Origin of the sequence: Enterobacter sp. HMSC16D10 (assembly GCF_001807145.1) — a bacterium.
GTDB lineage: Bacteria > Pseudomonadota > Gammaproteobacteria > Enterobacterales > Enterobacteriaceae > Enterobacter > Enterobacter roggenkampii.
Genome location: NZ_KV787859.1, coordinates 1 through 17,550, shown reverse-complemented (window position 1 = coordinate 17,550; position 17,550 = coordinate 1). Strand labels below are relative to the sequence as shown.

Here is a 17,550-nt window from a genome sequence, read left to right as displayed (position 1 = left end):
AATGCCTCACTTTTTAGCAGACGGGAGAAAACGGGAAAACAGCCGGCGGGTGACCAACGGCAATACCCCCAGTAGTGTAAAGGCGAATAGCATGCCCGGCGACAAAATATCGCGCAGCGAGGTCACTTTTCCCAGCTCGCGCCCGGCGTTCAGAAAGATAATCGTGGCGGGCAGCATGGCGAGCTGGCTGACCCACCAGTAGCGAAATACTCCCATGCGGGTCAGCCCCATCAGCAAATTCACCAGGAAAAACGGGAACAGCGGCATCAGGCGCAGGGCAAAAAGAAAGTTCGCGCCGTCGCGCGCCATGCCGGTATTCACCGTACTCATCTGCCGGGCAAACCGCCGTTGCACCCAGTCGCGCAAAAGATAGCGGCTGGCGAGCATCGCCAGCGTGGCCCCAAGCGTGGAGGCAAACGAGACCAGCACGGTGCCTTCCCACAGGCTAAACAACGTCCCGCCCAGCAGGGTCAGGATCGCCGCGCCGGGGATCGAGAGGGCGGAGACCGCCACATAGACCGCAAAGAAGATCAGCGCGCTGCGCAGCGGCGCGTGATCGACATAGGAGAGTAATGCCTGCTGGTGCGTTTTAATTCCTTCCAGGGAGAGGGTTCCCGGCGGAAGCATGATAAACGCCAGAATAAAGGCGCCCAGAAGGGCGCACAGGAAGAGTGTTTTTGAAAGGTTCACGCGTCATTACAGCTTGAATTTAGCCCACACCGGCGCGTGGTCAGACGGTTTTTCCATGCTGCGGATGTCGTAGTCGATCCCGGTTTCGATGCAGCGCTCGGCCAGCGGGGAACTGGCCAGCAGCAGATCGATACGCAGGCCGCGGTTGTCGTCAAAGCCTTTAGAGCGATAGTCAAACCAGGAGAAGCGATCCTGCGTTTCCGGGTTGGCATTGCGGAAGGTATCCACCAGGCCCCAGCCCAGCAGGCGCTCCATCCACTCACGCTCTTCCGGCAGGAAGGAGCATTTGCCGGTGCGCAGCCAGCGTTTGCGGTTCTCTTCGCCAATACCGATATCGAGATCCGTCGGGCTGATATTCATGTCGCCCATGATCAGCACCGGATTCTCTTTTTTGAGTTCGGTGGTCAGGTAGTCCTGCAGATCCTGATAAAACTTCGCTTTCGCCGGGAATTTGGTCTCATGGTCACGGCTCTCACCCTGCGGGAAATAGCCGTTGATGACCGTGATATTGCCGATCTCAGAAGGGACTTCCGCCATGATAATACGACGCTGTGCTTCTTCACCGTCGCCCGGGAAGCCGCGACGCACGGAAACCGGCGGCGCTTTGGTCAGCAGCGCGACGCCGTAGTGACCTTTCTGGCCGTGATAAAAGACGTTGTAGCCGAGTTTCGCCACCTCTTCGAGGGGGAACATGTCGTCGTGAACCTTTGTCTCCTGCAGGCCGATCACATCTGGCTGATGTTGCTCAACGATAGCTTCAAGCTGATGAGGGCGGGCACGCAGGCCGTTGATATTAAAAGAGACAAATTTCATAGTCGCTGCCAGTGCAAGGTGAATAGTGCAAGGATGGTAGCAGAATTTGCTTCAACTGTTACCGGGTTCGACCAATAACTGCAACAGATAATGCCGGTGGTGCAATATTTGCACCATTCTGACGCGCTTCGCCCCCAAAGAGGGCGTAAATGGCCGTTAAATTTCGCGAGCGATCACAATTCCAGAATTATATTTGGCCTGTGCATACTCTTTCTGATTTTCATGCGGCAAAGCGCCGCTTGTCGTAAAAATATTCACTTTTTATGCACTAACAGTGAATAACTCCATGTTGTAACTTATTGATATTCTGTTCTCTCAACCCGTTTATGCATTTTTATCGCTGGCTGGCACGAAGGCTGCAATCTACATTCACAGTGCAAACACTCAATTATTTAACATTCAAATAACCTTTTATTTACCGGATGAGGTCGCTATGTCTCTGTCAATTACGCGTGAAAATTTCGATGAATGGATGATGCCGGTTTACGCTCCGGCGGCTTTTATTCCGGTTCGTGGGGAAGGCTCGCGCCTGTGGGATCAGCAGGGTAAAGAGTATATCGACTTTGCCGGTGGGATTGCGGTGAACGCGCTGGGGCATGCGCACCCGGCGCTGCGTCAGGCGCTCAATGACCAGGCGGCGAAGTTCTGGCATACCGGCAACGGCTTTACCAACGAGCCTGCGCTGCGCCTGGCCAAAAAACTGATCGACGCGACGTTTGCCGAAAAAGTCTTTTTCTGTAACTCGGGGGCGGAAGCCAACGAAGCGGCGCTGAAGCTGGCGCGCAAATATGCGCACGATAAATTTGGTACCCACAAGAGCGGTATCGTGGCGTTTAAAAATGCCTTCCACGGACGCACGCTCTTTACCGTCAGCGCGGGTGGCCAGCCTTCCTACTCGCAGGATTTCGCACCGCTGCCGCCGGATATCCGTCACGGTATTTATAACGATCTGCAGTCTGCCAGCGAGCTGATTAACGACACCCCCTGTGCGGTGATCGTCGAGCCGATGCAGGGTGAGGGCGGCGTGCTTCCGGCGCAAAAGGAATTCCTGCAGGGGCTGCGCGAGCTGTGCGATCGTCATAACGCGGTGCTGATTTTCGACGAAGTGCAGACCGGCGTGGGCCGCACCGGCGAGCTGTATGCCTATATGCACTACGGCGTCACGCCGGACGTGCTGTCGACCGCCAAAGCGCTGGGCGGCGGCTTCCCGATTGGCGCGACGCTGACCACCGAGAAATTCGCCAGCGTGATGACCGTCGGTACCCACGGCACCACCTACGGCGGCAACCCGCTGGCCACTGCCGTTGCCGGACAGGTGCTCGACATCATTAATACCCCTGAGGTGCTGAAGGGCGTTAAGCAGCGCCACGACTGGTTTGTTGAGCGCCTGAATGCCATCAACGGCAAGGTTGGCCTGTTTAAAGAAATTCGTGGCCTGGGGCTGTTAATCGGCTGCGAGCTCACCGCTGAGTTTGCCGGAAAAGCTAAACTTATTTCACAGGAAGCGGCAAAAGTGGGCGTGATGGTGCTGATTGCCGGTGCCAACGTCGTGCGTTTTGCTCCCGCGCTGATTGTCAGCGAGGAAGAGGTGCAAACCGGTCTGGACCGCTTTGCGCTGGCGTGTGAAAAGGTGAAATCCGGGGTGTCATCATGATGGTCATCCGTCCCGTTGAGCGCGGCGATCTCGCCGGGCTCATGCAGCTTGCCGGTAAGACGGGAGGCGGGCTGACCTCGCTTCCTGCCGATGAAAAAACGCTGTCGGCGCGCATTGAGCGCGCCCTTCAAACCTGGCAGGGGACGTTGCCAAAAAGCGAACAGGGGTATGTGTTCGTGCTGGAAGACACCGACACGGGGACCGTGGCCGGGATCTGCGCCATTGAAGTGGCCGTCGGGCTTAACGACCCGTGGTACAACTACCGCGTCGGCACCATGGTTCATGCTTCGAAAGAGCTGAACGTCTATAACGCGCTGCCGACGCTGTTCCTCTGCAATGACCACACGGGCGCCAGCGAGCTTTGCACGCTGTTCCTCGACCCGGCGTGGCGTAAGGAGGGCAACGGCTATCTGCTTTCCAAATCGCGCTTTATGTTTATGGCCGCCTTCCGCGATCGCTTTAACGAAAAGGTGGTTGCGGAGATGCGCGGCGTGATCGACGACACCGGCTATTCACCGTTCTGGGAGAGCCTGGGCGAGCGCTTCTTCTCGATGGAGTTCAGCCGGGCGGACTATCTCTGCGGCACGGGTCAGAAAGCCTTTATTGCCGAACTGATGCCGAAGCATCCTATCTATACCCATTTCCTCAGCCCGGAAGCGCAGGCGGTGATCGGCGAAGTGCATCCGCAAACCGCGCCTGCCCGCGCGGTGCTGGAGAAAGAGGGCTTCCGCTACCGTAACTATGTCGACATCTTTGACGGCGGGCCTACGCTTGAGTGCGATATCGACCGCGTACGCGCGATCCGTAAGAGCCGGCTGGTTGAGGTCTCTGAAGGCCAGCCCGCGCCGGGCGACTGGCCGGCATGCCTGGTGGCGAACGAAAATTACGCCAACTTCCGTGCGATGCTGGTGCGGACCAACCCGAAATGTGAACGTCTGGTGCTGACGGCTGCAGAACTGGATGCCCTGAAATGTAACGCCGGCGATAAGGTTCGCCTGGTGCGTCTCTGCCCTGAGGAGAAAACAGCATGACATTATGGATTAACGGTGACTGGGTCACGGGCGAAGGCGAACAGCGCGTAAAGACCAATCCGGTAGGAAAAGAGGTGCTCTGGAAGGGGAACGACGCCAGCGCCGCACAGGTGGAACAAGCCTGCCATGCCGCTCGCCGCGCGTTCCCGGCGTGGGCAAAACAGCCTTTCGCCGTGCGCCAGGCGCTTGTTGAAAAGTTTGCCGGGCTGCTGGAGGCAAATAAGGCCGAACTGACGCGCATCATCGCGTCTGAAACCAGTAAACCGCGCTGGGAAGCGGCAACCGAAGTGACGGCGATGATCAACAAAGTCGCCATCTCGGTGAAGGCGTACCACACCCGCACCGGCGAACAGCACACCGAGATGCCGGACGGCGCGGCCACGCTGCGCCACCGTCCGCACGGCGTGCTGGCGGTGTTTGGTCCGTACAACTTCCCGGGGCATCTGCCGAATGGCCACATTGTGCCCGCGCTGCTGGCGGGCAATACCGTGATTTTCAAGCCGAGCGAGCTCACCCCATTAACCGGCGAGGCGGTGGTTAAGCTGTGGGAACAGGCTGGCCTGCCGCCGGGCGTGCTGAACCTGGTGCAGGGCGGACGCGAAACCGGCCAGGCGCTGAGCGCGCTGAGCGATATCGACGGCCTGCTGTTTACCGGCAGCGCCGGGACGGGCTATCAGCTGCATCGCCAGCTGGCGGGGCAGCCGGAAAAAATCCTTGCTCTCGAGATGGGCGGCAACAACCCGCTGATTGTGGAAGACCCTGACGATATCGACGCCGCGGTGCACCTGACGATTCAGTCCGCTTTTATTACCGCCGGACAGCGCTGCACCTGCGCCCGCCGCCTGCTGGTGAAACGGGGCGCGCAGGGGGATGCGTTCCTCAAACGTCTGGTTGAGGTGAGCGCGCGTCTGGTGCCAGCCGCGTGGGATGCCGATCCGCAGCCGTTTATCGGCGGGCTGATTTCCGAGCAGGCCGCGCTGAACGTGCTGAAGGCCTGGCAGGACCACGTCGCTCGCGGCGCGAAAACCCTGCTCGAACCGAAACAGGTTCAGCCGGGTGCCTCGCTGCTGACGCCGGGCATCGTTGAGATGAGCGGCGCGAGCAACGTGCCGGATGAAGAGGTCTTTGGCCCGCTGCTGTGCGTCTGGCGCTATGACGATTTTGACGATGCCATCGCAATGGCCAATAACACCCGCTACGGTCTGTCGAGCGGGCTGATTTCGCCGCATCGCGAGAAGTTTGACCAACTGCTGCTGGAAGCGCGCGCCGGGATTGTGAACTGGAATAAACCGCTGACCGGGGCCGCGAGCACCGCGCCGTTCGGCGGCGTGGGCGCGTCGGGGAACCATCGCGCCAGCGCGTGGTATGCCGCCGATTACTGTGCCTGGCCGATGGCGAGCCTGGAAACCCCGGCGCTGACGCTGCCGGAGACGCTTAATCCGGGGCTGGACTTTACCGGAGGGGACCGTCATGAAAGCGCGTGAAGTCAACTTTGACGGGCTGGTGGGGCTGACGCACCACTACGCCGGTCTCTCTTTTGGTAATGAAGCCTCCACGAAGCACCGTTTTCAGGTTTCCAACCCGAAGCTGGCGGCGAAGCAGGGGCTGCTTAAGATGAAAGCGCTGGCGGATGCCGGTTTCCCGCAGGCGGTGATCCCGCCGCAGGAGCGTCCGAACGTGGCGGTACTGCGTCAGCTCGGCTTTAGCGGTACCGATGAGCAGGTGGTCGAAAAAGCGGGGACGCAGACGCCGCACCTGCTCTCGGCGGCAAGCTCCGCCTCTTCGATGTGGGTCGCCAACGCGGCCACCGTCGCGCCGTCAGCCGATACGCTGGATGGCAAAGTCCACCTGACGGTAGCGAACCTGAATAACAAGTTTCACCGCGCCACCGAAGCGGAAACCACCGAGCGCGTGCTGCGCGCCATTTTCAACCAGGACGCCCATTTCGCGGTGCATCAGGCCCTGCCGCAGGTGGCGATGTTTGGCGACGAAGGCGCGGCCAACCATAACCGCCTGGGGGGCGATTATGGCGAGCCGGGTGTGCAGCTGTTTATTTACGGGCGAGAAGAGGGGGGCCACGTCGCGCCAACCCGTTATCCTGCCCGTCAGACGCTGGCGGCCAGCCAGGCGGTTGCCCGCCTGAACCAGGTGAATCCTTCCCAGGTGATTTTTGCCCAGCAGAACCCGCATGTGATCGACCAGGGCGTGTTCCACAACGACGTGATTGCCGTTTCTAACCGCCAGGTGCTGTTCTGCCACGAGCAGGCGTTTGCCCATCAGGAAAAGCTGCTCGCCACGTTGCATGAGCGCGTGCGCGGCTTCACGCCTGTCCAGGTGCCAACGGAGGCGGTGAGCGTGCAGGACGCGGTTGAAACGTATCTGTTCAATAGCCAGCTGCTCAGCCGCGATGACGGCAGCATGATGCTGGTCCTGCCGCAGGAGTCCCGGGATCATCAGGGCGTATGGCGCTACCTGACCGAGCTGGTGAAGGCGGATAACCCGATTGACGAACTGCTCGTGTTTGACCTGCGTGAAAGCATGGCCAACGGCGGTGGTCCAGCCTGTTTACGTCTGCGCGTGGTCTTGACTCAGGACGAAATGCAGGCGGTTAATCCGGCGGTCATGATGAACGATACGCTCTTTACGCGCCTGAATGACTGGGTCGATCGCTACTATCGCGACCGTCTAACGCAGGCCGATCTGGTTGACCCGCAGCTTCTGCGCGAAGGTCGCGAGGCGCTGGACGCGTTGTCGACAATCCTGCAGCTGGGATCGGTTTATCCGTTCCAGCGCTAAAGGAGTGGGTATGGAAAATTTACTGGCGCTGACCCTGGCCGATGAAACGCCGGAACAGAAAGAGGGGGATGGCCCCTCATTTCGCTGGCGGTGGCTGGGGCGCGGGGTGCTTGAGCTGACGCCGACCGCAAAGAGCGATCTCTCGCTGCTGCTTTCAACAGGCATTCACGGGAATGAAACGGCGCCCGTTGAGATTGTCGATCTGCTGCTGCGCGCGCTGTATCGCAAAGAAATTGCCCTGAAGTGCCTCGTGCTGGTGGTGCTCGGCAATCCCCCTGCGCTGGCGCAAAATAAACGGTATCTGGTGAGCGACATTAACCGCATGTTCGGCGGGCGCTGGTCGCAGTTTCCGCAGAGTGACGAAACGGCGCGGGCAGCGTGGCTGGAGAACGTGGTGACCGCGTTCTTTGCCGCTGCGGGTCCCGTGCGCTGGCATCTGGATCTGCATACGGCCATCCGCGCGTCCTACCATGTCCGCTTCGGCGTGCTGCCGCAGCGCAATCAGCCGTGGGAGGAAGATTTCCTGAGCTGGCTGGGAGATGCCGGGCTGGAGGCGCTGGTGTTTCACCAGTCGCCGGGCGGAACCTTTACGCACTTCACCTGTGAGCACTTTGGTGCGTTGTCCTGTACGCTGGAGCTGGGGAAAGCGCTGCCGTTTGGGCAAAACGATCTCACCCGCTTTGCGCCAACGCATCTCGCCCTGCGGGCGCTGCTGGGCGGGTCGGCTCCCGAGCCTACGCACCAGACCGTTGAGCGTTACCGGGTCGTACAGCAGATCACGCGCCGCAGCGATGCCTTCCTGCTCCACATGGCAGCACACACCCTCAACTTCACCCCGTTCCGCAAAGGGGCGCTGCTGGCCGAGGATGGCGAGGAACGTTACGAGGTGCAGAAAACCACCGAGTATGTTTTATTCCCTAACCCAACCGTCGCGTTTGGCCTGCGTGCCGGGCTGATGCTGGAAAAAATATCCTGAACCTTTCCCCTCTCATCATCCGGGAGGGGAAGTTAAATACCTTTTCTTAGCAATTAAAGCGCGTGAACGTGTTTTGCAGAATATTCCTGGTGAATTGCTTTATTATTCACCTTCACTCCGTTATACTTCTGCTAAATCGCTTTAAAATCATCGCATTGAATATTTTTGGTTGCAACTCTCCACGCTTTATCCTTATTTCCTCCACATTTGGCGAAAATTTGTTTTTTACACTTTCATTGTTTTACCGTTGCTCTGACTAATTGACGATAAACCCCGTAAAGTTAATCTCGTCAACACGGCATAGCGCCGAAGAATAACTGAAAGAAAGGAAATAAATTATGCGTAAGTTTACTGCACTGTTTGTTGCTTCTACCCTGGCTCTGGGCGCTACCAGCATGGCGTTCGCCGCAGATACTGCGACCACCACCGCTGCCGCGCCTGCTGAAGGCAAAATGATGATGCATCATAAAGGCCCGGGTATGCACAACGAGATGATGATGTTTAAGGATCTCAACCTGACGGATGCGCAGAAACAGCAGATCCGCGATATCCGGAAGAGCGAACGTGAGCAGATGAAGCGTCCGCCGCTGGAAGAGCGTCGTGCCATGCATGACATCATCGCCAGCGACAGCTTCGACAAGGCGAAAGCCGAAGCGCAGATCGACAAAATGGCCGAGCAGCACAAAGCCCGCATGCTGGCTCACCTGGAAACCCAGAACAAGATCTACAACATTCTGACCCCGGAACAGAAAAAACAATTTAATGCGAATTTTGAGAAGCGTCTGACAGAACGTCCGGCGATGGAAGGTAAAATGCCAGCACCAACCGAATAATCGGTTCACTCTCTTAAGACCGCCGGGATCCTGTCCACAAAAGCGCAATCGCTGTGGACAGGACCGGCGGTTTTTCTTTCCTGCCCTCTTGTCTGCCGCCGCCAGCGCGGTATGCTCCTGTAGTCGCATCAGAGAATGTTTGTAGAGTCATGGCGTTAGAATTTTTATTAACGTTCCGCTAAGGCCTGCCCGCTCTGCTGCCGATACTGTGTTGTGAATACCTAACGATAACAAACAAGACAGCAACGATAGCAATATCCTTGCCCTGGCACGGGTTGTGCCATTCAGGAGTGGTGATGGAGTTCTTTGATATCCGTAAGATGCCGGTCAGCCTCTGGCGCAATGGTGCGGGTGAAACGCGTGAGATTTGTTGTTTCCCTCCCGCAACGCGCGATTTTCACTGGCGCGCCAGTATCGCAACTATCGCCAGCAACGGCGAATTTTCCTCTTTTCCCGGCGTCGATCGGGTAATTACCTTGCTGGAAGGCGGGGAGGTGACGCTGGATGCCGGTCAGGCGTTCTTCCATACCCTGAAGCACCATCAGCCCTACAGCTTTGCCGGCGACCTGCCGGTGAAAGCGCTGCTGTCCGATGGGCGGATGGCGATGGACTTCAACATCATGACCCGTCGCGACTGCTGCCGGGCGAATGTGCGCGTGGCTGACCGTACCTTTACCACCTTTGGCACACGCGGGGGCGTGGTGTTTGTGTTAAGCGGGGCGTGGCAGCTGGGTGATAAATTGCTGACGGCCGATCAGGGCGCCAGCTGGGAGGAGGGTACCCATACGCTGCGTCTGCTGGAGGCTCAGGGTACCTTATTGTTCAGCGAAATCACGTGGCTGCCAGGCCATTGAGCTCAATGATTTCAAACTTACCGGCCAGCACAGGTTTACAGAGAATTTTGTAGCCATCGTGGTCAAATCCGGCGGGCGTGCGCAGCAGGGTTGCCGCGTCGTTGATATCGTCGACAGCGCCCAGCCAGAGCCAGTTATTGACGATGTGATATTGGGTCATCGCGTCACCCACTTCTTTTAGCGCAACGGCGCTTTCCCAGGGCCAGCACTTCACGCTGATGGCCGCCAGACCGGCGAGGAGCCGGGCGTGGTGCGCCTCAACGTTCTCTTTCCCACAGCAGGCACCGGCACAGCGCTTCAGCGCGGATCGGAAACAGGCGCGTCCGCGCGTGGTCGCCTCCAGGCCCAAAAGGCTGTAGCAAAGCTGGAGCTCATCCGCCAGCGTCTGCAGCGCCTGAAGTGCCGCACGTTTATTGGCGAATAGTCCATAGAGATTCGGGGCATGAGAAAAATCGACGTCCCGCGCGTAGACGACCTGCGGCTTGCCTTCGTTGATCTGCAGGGAGCAGAGCTGACGGTTGCGGCGCAGGCGCTTGTTGAACAGCGGCTGTTGTTCTTTTATCAACCGCGCCTCCAGCAACAGCGCGCCCATTTCTCCCGCCGTCTGGAACCAGGTAATGCGTCGCGACTGGCGCAGCATGGCGGCCTCGTCCGGGGTACGCAGATGGGATAACACCCGACTGCGAATGTTAACGCTCTTGCCGATGTAAAGCGGCAGCGTGTCGCTTTCACCGTGAAAGATGTACACGCCCGGCTGTTTAGGCAGTGCCTCAAGCCAGGGACGAAGGTGCTCGGGATATTCGTAGATAGCCGCCGCTTCAAACTCAAGACGCGGGGCGGATTGACGCCTGCTCACATACTGCTCCATATACTGTTCAGGCATACAGTGTAGCAGAGAGGGTTTGGTTAAAAAAGAGCCGGGTGGCGGCGACGCCTTACCCGGCCTACAAAACGGGGTTACCGTTTTGCGTTTATTTCCAGAAGTCGTCAAACACCGTAATTGGCGTGTGGCGCTTGTGCTCGGTTTTCAGATACCAGCCTTCGATGATCTTCGCGGTGCCTTCATCCAGCTTTTTGCCTTCCAGATAATCATCAATGTTGTCGTAGGTGACGCCAAGGGCCGCTTCATCCGGCAGGGAAGGGCGATCGTCTTCAAGGTCCGCTGTCGGCGCTTTCTTATACAGATGCTCAGGACAGCCCAGCGCGGCCAGCAGCTGCTTACCCTGACGCTTGTTCAGGCGGAAGATCGGGTTGATGTCGGTGCCGCCGTCGCCATATTTGGTGAAGAAACCGGTGATCGCTTCCGCCGCATGGTCGGTGCCGACCACGACGCCTTTGGTCATCCCGGCGATGCTGTACTGCGCTTTCATGCGCTCGCGGGCTTTCTCGTTGCCGCGAACAAAATCGCTTAACTCAATGCCCGCTTCGCGAAGCGCCTGCTCGCTTGCCAGCACGGAGCCTTTAATATTCACGGTCAGCACGCGGTCAGGCTGAATAAAGGCGATTGCATCCTGGCAATCCTGCTCGTCCGCCTGTACGCCATATGGTAGACGCACGGCGATAAATTGCAGGGTTTCATCTCCCGTCTCCTCGCGCAGCTCTGAAATTGCCATCTGGCAGAGCTTACCGGTCAGCGTTGAATCCTGGCCGCCGCTGATGCCCAGCACCAGAGATTTCAGGAAAGAGTTCTTCTTTAAATACGCTTTTAAAAAATCCACGCTGCGGCGGATCTCTTCATTTGCATCTACCGCAGGCTTCGCGCCCAGCGCCTGGATAATCTCTTGTTGCAGAGTCATCACGCTCTCCATAAACAGAATGTGTTAACTGTTAAAACTAACCCTTTGGACGTAAAACGACAAGGATCACAGTTTCGAGTGCGCTAATTTGCGTCGTTTTAGCAGGTTATGGTTGTTTTATTAGAATTTTCCGAAATTCGTCTGGCGTAACGCACAAAGTTGAACAATAGTACTTTTTATCCCATGCTTAGATAACACGCTGATAAACAAGAGGACGGAATATGAACAAGAACGTAGCAGGAATTCTTAGCGCAGCGGCGGTACTGACTATGCTGGCAGGGTGTACGGCTTACGATCGCACCAAGGATCAGTTTACGCAGCCCGTAGTAAAAGACGTTAAAAAGGGTATGACCCGTTCACAGGTCGCTGCGATTGCCGGTAAACCTTCTTCTGAAGTCACCATGATTCATGCGAAAGGGACCTGCCAGACCTATATCCTGGGTCAACGTGATGGTAAGGCAGAAACCTACTTTGTCGCCCTGGATGATACCGGTCATGTGATCAACTCCGGCTATCAGACCTGTGCTGAATACGACACCGATCCTCAGGCACCTAAGGCGTAGTCACCCTGCTTGCCTGAGGATGTTAACAAACCGGCCCCGGGGCCGGTTTTTTTATGCATCAGAAAATCTTATTTCTTTTCGCGAATTATTTGCCTGAAATGTGAGGGTAGTCAACAAGCCAGGTCAATGAGAGACAATTTGAGTCTGTTCAGAATTATCCCCTGTCTGTACCATTGCGTATACTCAGTCCAACGATAAACAACAGTACGCAAACTACCTGTCTGCCGGGACAGCGAGTCGAGTGAGAACGCGACGGCAGGTAGTCATACAAGAGGGAAATTACGATGGAAAAGAAACATATCTACCTGTTCTGCTCAGCGGGCATGTCAACCTCGCTTCTGGTGTCAAAGATGCGTGCGCAGGCTGAAAAGTATGAAGTCCCTGTGGTGATCGAAGCGTTCCCGGAAACGCTGGCGGGCGAAAAAGGTCAGACAGCCGATGTTGTTTTACTGGGACCGCAAATTGCCTATATGTTGCCCGAAATTCAACGATTGTTACCCAATAAACCGGTCGAAGTGATCGATTCGGGGCTGTACGGCAAGATTGATGGTTTAGGTGTTCTTAAAGCTGCTGTGGCAGCGATTAAAAAAGCTGCTAATTAATTTTTATTTTTCCCGTCAAAGAGTTATTTCACACACAATACGCCGTAACATGCGTTACGGCATTTAAGGGTATTTTCCTATGAGTAAAGTCATCGCTTCACTTGAAAAGGTACTCCTTCCTTTTGCTGTTAAAATAGGAAAGCAGCCTCACGTTAATGCCATCAAAAACGGCTTTATTAAATTAATGCCGTTGACGCTGGCCGGGGCCATGTTCGTTTTAATTAACAACGTTTTTCTGAGCTTTGGTGAAGGTTCCTTCTTTTATTCATTAGGAATTCGGTTAGACGCTTCCACAATTGAAACCCTTAATGGTTTTAAAGCCATCGGCGGCAACGTCTATAACGGTACGTTGGGAATTATGTCGCTGATGGCGCCTTTCTTTATTGGGATGGCGCTGGCAGAAGAGCGTAAGGTGGACCCACTGGCCGCCGGGTTATTATCCGTCGCCGCCTTTATGACAGTGACCCCGTACAGCGTCGGTGAAGCCTATGCTGTGGGCGCCAACTGGCTGGGTGGGGCTAACATCATCTCCGGTATTGTTATCGGCCTGGTGGTGGCAGAGATGTTCACCTTTATTATCCGTCGCAACTGGGTGATCCGCCTGCCGGATAGCGTACCGGCCTCCGTTTCCCGTTCATTTTCCGCGTTGATTCCAGGCTTCATTATTCTCTCTATTATGGGGATTATCGCCTGGGCGCTCTCCCACTGGGGCACAAACTTCCATCAGATCATCATGGACTCTATCTCTACGCCGCTGGCGTCAATGGGTGGCGTGGTCGGTTGGGCGTACGTGATTTTCACCTCTCTGCTGTGGTTCTTTGGCGTGCATGGTTCACTGGCACTGGCCGCGCTGGACAGCGGAATTATGACCCCGTGGGCACTGGAAAACGTTGCACTTTATCAGCAGTACGGCTCCGTTGACGCGGCGCTGGCAGCGGGTAAAACCTTCCATGTGTGGGCGAAGCCGATGCTTGACTCCTATATCTTCCTGGGCGGTACCGGGGCAACCTTGGGTCTGATCATCGCGGTCTTTATTGTCTCTCGTCGCGCAGACTACCGTCAGGTCGCGAAGCTGGCGCTGCCATCAGGCATCTTCCAGATTAACGAACCGATTCTGTTCGGTCTGCCAATCATCATGAACCCGGTCATGTTCATTCCGTTCATCCTGGTTCAGCCGCTGCTGGCCGCTATCACCCTGACGGCGTATTACATGGGCATCATTCCACCGGTCACCAACATTGCACCGTGGACCATGCCAGCGGGTCTGGGCGCCTTCTTCAACACCAACGGCAGCGTCGCAGCCTTCCTGCTGGCGATATTTAACCTCGGGATTGCCACCCTGCTGTACATGCCGTTCGTGGCGATTGCGAACAAAGCCGCCACCATCATTGATGAAGAAGAGAGCGAAGAGGATATCGCCCTCTCACTGAAATTCTAAGATTGACGGCGCGGGGAAACCCGCGCCAGCCACAAGGAGCTTAAAGATGTTAGATTTGGATAATATTGTCGCAGACGAAGCCGTCGAGAACGATCTCGAAGAAGTGGTGATGGGGCTTATCATCAACTCCGGGCAGGCCCGCAGCCTGGCCTACGCCGCGCTGAAGCAGGCCAAGCAGGGGGATTTTGCCGCGGCGAAAACCATGATGGAACAGTCGCGCACGGCGCTGAACGAAGCGCACCTGGTGCAGACGAAGCTGATTGAAAGCGATCAGGGCGAAGGGAAGATGAAGGTCAGCCTGGTGCTGGTCCACGCGCAGGATCACCTGATGACCTCGATGCTGGCACGCGAGCTGGTGGCGGAGCTCATTGAGCTTCACGAGAAGATGCAGTAAGTCAGACTGAGTAGCAGGAGGTCAGCACGATGGAAATTAAAACCGCACTTGAACAGCAGCTGTTTAATGGCAAAAATTTTCACGTGGTTATCTACAACAAAACGGAGAGCGCCAGTGGTCTGCATCAGCATGACTACTACGAGTTCACGATTGTTCTGACCGGCCGCTACTACCAGGAGATCAACGGTAAGCGCGTTCTGCTTGAACGAGGGGATTTTGTCTTCCTGCCGATGGGATCTTATCACCAGAGCTTTTACGAATTTGGTGCCACCCGTATTCTGAATGTGGGCGTCAGCAGACGTTTCTTCGAGAAGCATTATCTGCCGCTGGTGCCGTTCTGTTTTGTGGCCTCCCAGGTTTATCGCGTCAAAAACGAGTTCATGACCTGGATTGAAACGGTTATCGCCTCGCTTAACTTCCGCGACAATGAATTTGATGAGTTTATTGAAACGGTGACCTTCTACGTGATGAACCGACTGCGCCATCATCGTGAAGAGCAGCAGGTGACGGATGATATTCCGCAATGGCTGCGCAGCACCGTTGAGCTGATGCACGATAAAATCCAGTTCAGCGAAAATGCGCTGGAAAATATGGTCTCCCTGTCGGGCAAATCCCAGGAATATCTGACCCGCGCGACGCAGCGTTATTACCGTAAAACGCCCGTGCAAATTATTAATGAAATCCGCATTAATTTCGCTAAAAAACAGCTGGAAATTACCAACTATTCTGTCACCGATATTGCATACGAGTCAGGATACAGCAGCCCCAGCCTGTTTATTAAAACCTTTAAGAAATTGACGTCATTCACACCGAACAGTTACCGGAAAAATTTGACGGTAATTAATTAACTGTCGGCGGATTACCCGCCACGAATATTGCTTTAATGGCTTGCCCAAATAGCGGGAAGAGCACGCTATACCTCGCAGGCGATTAACCTGATACGCTAAGGGAGATATTATGCAGAAGAAATTAAAAGTCGTAACCATTGGTGGCGGCAGCAGCTATACCCCGGAATTACTCGAAGGTTTCCTGAAACGTTATCATGAATTACCGGTCAGCGAATTATGGCTGGTAGACGTTGAGGAAGGTCAGGAGAAGCTGAATATTATTTTCGACCTGTGCAAGCGCATGGTGGAAAAAGCGGGCGTGCCTCTGACCGTGCATAAAACCCTCGATCGTCGTCTGGCGCTGAAAGATGCGGATTTCGTCACCACCCAGCTGCGCGTCGGCCAGCTGAAGGCGCGTGAGCTGGACGAGCGTATTCCCCTGAGCCACGGGTATCTGGGGCAGGAGACCAACGGCGCGGGCGGCCTGTTTAAAGGCCTGCGCACCATCCCGGTGATTTTCGACATCGTCAAAGACGTGCAGGAGATCTGCCCGAACGCGTGGGTCATTAACTTCACCAACCCGGCCGGTATGGTGACCGAGGCGGTCTATCGTCATACGAACTTCAAGCGCTTTATCGGCGTCTGTAATATTCCGATCGGCATGAAGATGTTCATCCGCGACGTGCTGGCGCTGACCGACAACGACGATCTCTCCATCGATCTGTTCGGCCTGAACCACATGGTGTTTATTAAAGATGTCATCGTGAACGGAGAATCGCGCTTTGCCGAGCTTCTCGACGGCGTGGCCTCCGGTCGTCTGACGGCGGCATCGGTGAAAAACATCTTTGACCTGCCGTTCAGCGAAGGGCTGATCCGCTCGCTGAATCTGCTGCCTTGCTCGTACCTGCTTTACTACTTCAAGCAGAAAGAGATGCTGGCCATTGAAATGGGCGAGTATTATAAGGGCGGCGCGCGTGCGCAGATCGTTCAGAAGGTCGAAAAGCAGCTGTTCGATTTGTATAAAGACCCGAACCTGAACGTCAAACCGAAAGAGCTGGAGCAGCGCGGCGGGGCCTACTACTCCGATGCGGCGTGTGAAGTGATCAACGCCATCTACAACGACAAGCAGGCTGAGCACTATGTCAACGTCCCGCATCACGGCCATGTCGACAATATTCCGGCTGACTGGGCCGTTGAAATGACCTGCATCCTGGGGCGCGAGGGGGCTAAACCGCATCCCCGTATCACCCACTTCGATGACAAGGTCATGGGGCTGATTCATACCATCAAAGGCTTTGAAGTGGCAGCAAGCAACGCGGCGCTGAGCGGGGAGCTCAATGACGTGCTGCTGGCCCTGAACCTCAGCCCGCTGGTGCATTCTGACCGTGACGCGGAGCAGCTGGCCAGCGAGATGATCCTGGCGCATGAAAAATGGCTGCCGAACTTTGCCGCCACGATCGAGAAGCTGAAGTTCAAACAGCAATAAGAGGACGCACAATGGAAAACCTGCTGATCGTTAATGCTGATGATTTTGGTCTCTCGAAAGGTCAGAACTACGGCATTATTGAAGCCTGTCGCCGGGGGGTTGTGACCTCTACAACGGCCCTGGTTAACGCTGAGGCGGTTGAACACGCGGCGCAGCTGAGCCGCGAGGTGCCAGAGCTGGGCGTCGGCATGCATTTTGTGCTGACGCTCGGGATGCCGCTTTCGCCAATGCCGGGCCTGACGCGCGACGGCCAGCTGGGTAAATGGATTTGGGAACGGGCGGAGCAGGGTGCTCTGCCGCTTGAAGAGATTGCCCGCGAGCTGGAGTGCCAGTTCAACCGCTTCGTTGATGTGTTTGGTCAGGCGCCGACGCATATCGACAGCCATCACCACGTGCATATGATCCCGGCAATTTTCCCTGTTGTCGCCGGGTTTGCGCAGCGCAAAGGCGTGGCGATGCGCGTGGATCGCGAGGTGCACGAATTGCCGGACTGCGCTGTTACATCCACTGAGGGGTTCAGCAGCGCGTTTTACGGAGAAGAGATCAGCGAAGCGCTGTTCCTGAAGGTGCTGGATGATTCCGCTGCCCGCGGTGAAACCTCGGTGGAAGTGATGGCGCATCCTGCCTTTGTCGATAACACCGTGCGTAAAAGTGCCTACTGCTGGCCGCGGCTGGCGGAGCTGGACGTGCTGACGTCGGCCTCGCTGAAATACGCGATTGCCGAACGCGGGTATCGGTTGGGGACGTTCAGGGAGCTGTAAGAGTTGCCGGGTGGCGGCTTCGCCTTACCCGGCCTA

18 protein-coding genes are annotated in these 17,550 nt (G+C 56.3%); 14 read left to right on the top strand and 4 right to left on the bottom strand.

What is annotated here, in order from left to right; genetic code table 11:
• Positions 1–6 precede the first annotated feature (6 nt).
• Together HMPREF3143_RS07535 and xthA are read right to left on the bottom strand one after the other, a co-directional pair.
• On the bottom strand, positions 7–690 hold the full coding sequence (locus HMPREF3143_RS07535; RefSeq protein ID WP_045353699.1) for a TVP38/TMEM64 family protein: 684 nt from the start codon (positions 688–690) through the stop codon (positions 7–9).
• A 6-nt stretch (positions 691–696) separates the two neighbouring features.
• Complete coding sequence (xthA, locus tag HMPREF3143_RS07530; RefSeq protein WP_023292688.1) at positions 697–1,503, bottom strand: exodeoxyribonuclease III; 807 nt, start codon at positions 1,501–1,503, stop codon at positions 697–699.
• Between the two features lie 433 nt (positions 1,504–1,936).
• Here xthA and HMPREF3143_RS07525 point away from each other — a divergent pair, with 433 nt between their 5' ends.
• The 7 genes from HMPREF3143_RS07525 (at position 1,937) to ves (ending at position 9,647) form a co-directional block, all read left to right on the top strand.
• Complete coding sequence (locus tag HMPREF3143_RS07525; RefSeq protein ID WP_070532471.1) at positions 1,937–3,157, top strand: succinylornithine/acetylornithine transaminase; 1,221 nt, start codon at positions 1,937–1,939, stop codon at positions 3,155–3,157.
• A complete protein-coding gene (astA, locus tag HMPREF3143_RS07520; protein ID WP_008500686.1) occupies positions 3,154–4,188 on the top strand; it encodes an arginine N-succinyltransferase in 1,035 nt (344 codons plus the stop codon). The genes HMPREF3143_RS07525 and astA overlap by 4 nt, the downstream gene beginning before the upstream one ends.
• Positions 4,185–5,672, top strand: a complete 1,488-nt coding sequence (gene astD / locus HMPREF3143_RS07515) for a succinylglutamate-semialdehyde dehydrogenase (RefSeq protein WP_021241066.1) — start codon at positions 4,185–4,187, stop codon at positions 5,670–5,672. The genes astA and astD overlap by 4 nt, the downstream gene beginning before the upstream one ends.
• The gene (gene astB, locus HMPREF3143_RS07510; RefSeq protein WP_070532468.1) at positions 5,659–6,984 is read left to right on the top strand and encodes an N-succinylarginine dihydrolase; all 1,326 of its coding nucleotides are present in this window, start codon (positions 5,659–5,661) and stop codon (positions 6,982–6,984) included. The genes astD and astB overlap by 14 nt, the downstream gene beginning before the upstream one ends.
• Before the next feature lie 10 nt (positions 6,985–6,994).
• On the top strand, positions 6,995–7,960 hold the full coding sequence (astE, locus tag HMPREF3143_RS07505; RefSeq protein WP_070532464.1) for a succinylglutamate desuccinylase: 966 nt from the start codon (positions 6,995–6,997) through the stop codon (positions 7,958–7,960).
• 338 nt (positions 7,961–8,298) lie between these two features.
• Complete coding sequence (spy, locus tag HMPREF3143_RS07500) at positions 8,299–8,793, top strand: ATP-independent periplasmic protein-refolding chaperone Spy (protein ID WP_023292681.1); 495 nt, start codon at positions 8,299–8,301, stop codon at positions 8,791–8,793.
• Positions 8,794–9,089: 296 nt separating this feature from the next.
• Positions 9,090–9,647: an environmental stress-induced protein Ves gene (gene ves / locus HMPREF3143_RS07495; RefSeq protein WP_070532461.1), complete on the top strand. Its 558-nt coding sequence runs from the start codon at positions 9,090–9,092 to the stop codon at positions 9,645–9,647.
• On the opposite strand, the gene cho is transcribed toward ves, so the two are convergent.
• Both cho and nadE read right to left on the bottom strand, forming a co-directional pair.
• Positions 9,625–10,503, bottom strand: a complete 879-nt coding sequence (cho, locus tag HMPREF3143_RS07490) for an excinuclease Cho (RefSeq protein ID WP_217628553.1) — start codon at positions 10,501–10,503, stop codon at positions 9,625–9,627. The genes ves and cho overlap by 23 nt on opposite strands.
• A 115-nt stretch (positions 10,504–10,618) precedes the next feature.
• Complete coding sequence (gene nadE, locus HMPREF3143_RS07485; RefSeq protein ID WP_008500678.1) at positions 10,619–11,443, bottom strand: ammonia-dependent NAD(+) synthetase; 825 nt, start codon at positions 11,441–11,443, stop codon at positions 10,619–10,621.
• Between the two features lie 221 nt (positions 11,444–11,664).
• Between nadE and osmE the strand changes: the two genes are divergently transcribed.
• From osmE to chbG, 7 genes are all read left to right on the top strand, one after another.
• Positions 11,665–12,006, top strand: coding sequence for an osmotically-inducible lipoprotein OsmE (gene osmE / locus HMPREF3143_RS07480; protein WP_008500677.1), 342 nt, complete (start codon positions 11,665–11,667; stop codon positions 12,004–12,006).
• Between the two features lie 284 nt (positions 12,007–12,290).
• Positions 12,291–12,608 (top strand): PTS N,N'-diacetylchitobiose transporter subunit IIB, encoded by a 318-nt coding sequence (gene chbB, locus HMPREF3143_RS07475; RefSeq protein ID WP_008500676.1) that lies wholly within the window; start codon positions 12,291–12,293, stop codon positions 12,606–12,608.
• A gap of 79 nt (positions 12,609–12,687) precedes the next feature.
• The gene (gene chbC, locus HMPREF3143_RS07470; protein ID WP_008500675.1) at positions 12,688–14,046 is read left to right on the top strand and encodes a PTS N,N'-diacetylchitobiose transporter subunit IIC; all 1,359 of its coding nucleotides are present in this window, start codon (positions 12,688–12,690) and stop codon (positions 14,044–14,046) included.
• Positions 14,047–14,092: 46 nt separating this feature from the next.
• Positions 14,093–14,440 carry a PTS N,N'-diacetylchitobiose transporter subunit IIA gene (gene chbA / locus HMPREF3143_RS07465; protein ID WP_021241072.1) on the top strand — a complete coding sequence of 116 codons (348 nt, stop codon included), beginning with the start codon at positions 14,093–14,095 and terminating at the stop codon, positions 14,438–14,440.
• A 29-nt stretch (positions 14,441–14,469) separates the two neighbouring features.
• Positions 14,470–15,288 carry a transcriptional regulator ChbR gene (gene chbR / locus HMPREF3143_RS07460; protein ID WP_058654561.1) on the top strand — a complete coding sequence of 273 codons (819 nt, stop codon included), beginning with the start codon at positions 14,470–14,472 and terminating at the stop codon, positions 15,286–15,288.
• A gap of 109 nt (positions 15,289–15,397) precedes the next feature.
• Positions 15,398–16,753, top strand: coding sequence for a 6-phospho-beta-glucosidase (locus tag HMPREF3143_RS07455; RefSeq protein WP_023292678.1), 1,356 nt, complete (start codon positions 15,398–15,400; stop codon positions 16,751–16,753).
• Between the two features lie 11 nt (positions 16,754–16,764).
• Positions 16,765–17,514: a chitin disaccharide deacetylase gene (gene chbG, locus HMPREF3143_RS07450; RefSeq protein WP_058654560.1), complete on the top strand. Its 750-nt coding sequence runs from the start codon at positions 16,765–16,767 to the stop codon at positions 17,512–17,514.
• The last annotated feature ends 36 nt before the right edge of the window (positions 17,515–17,550 follow it).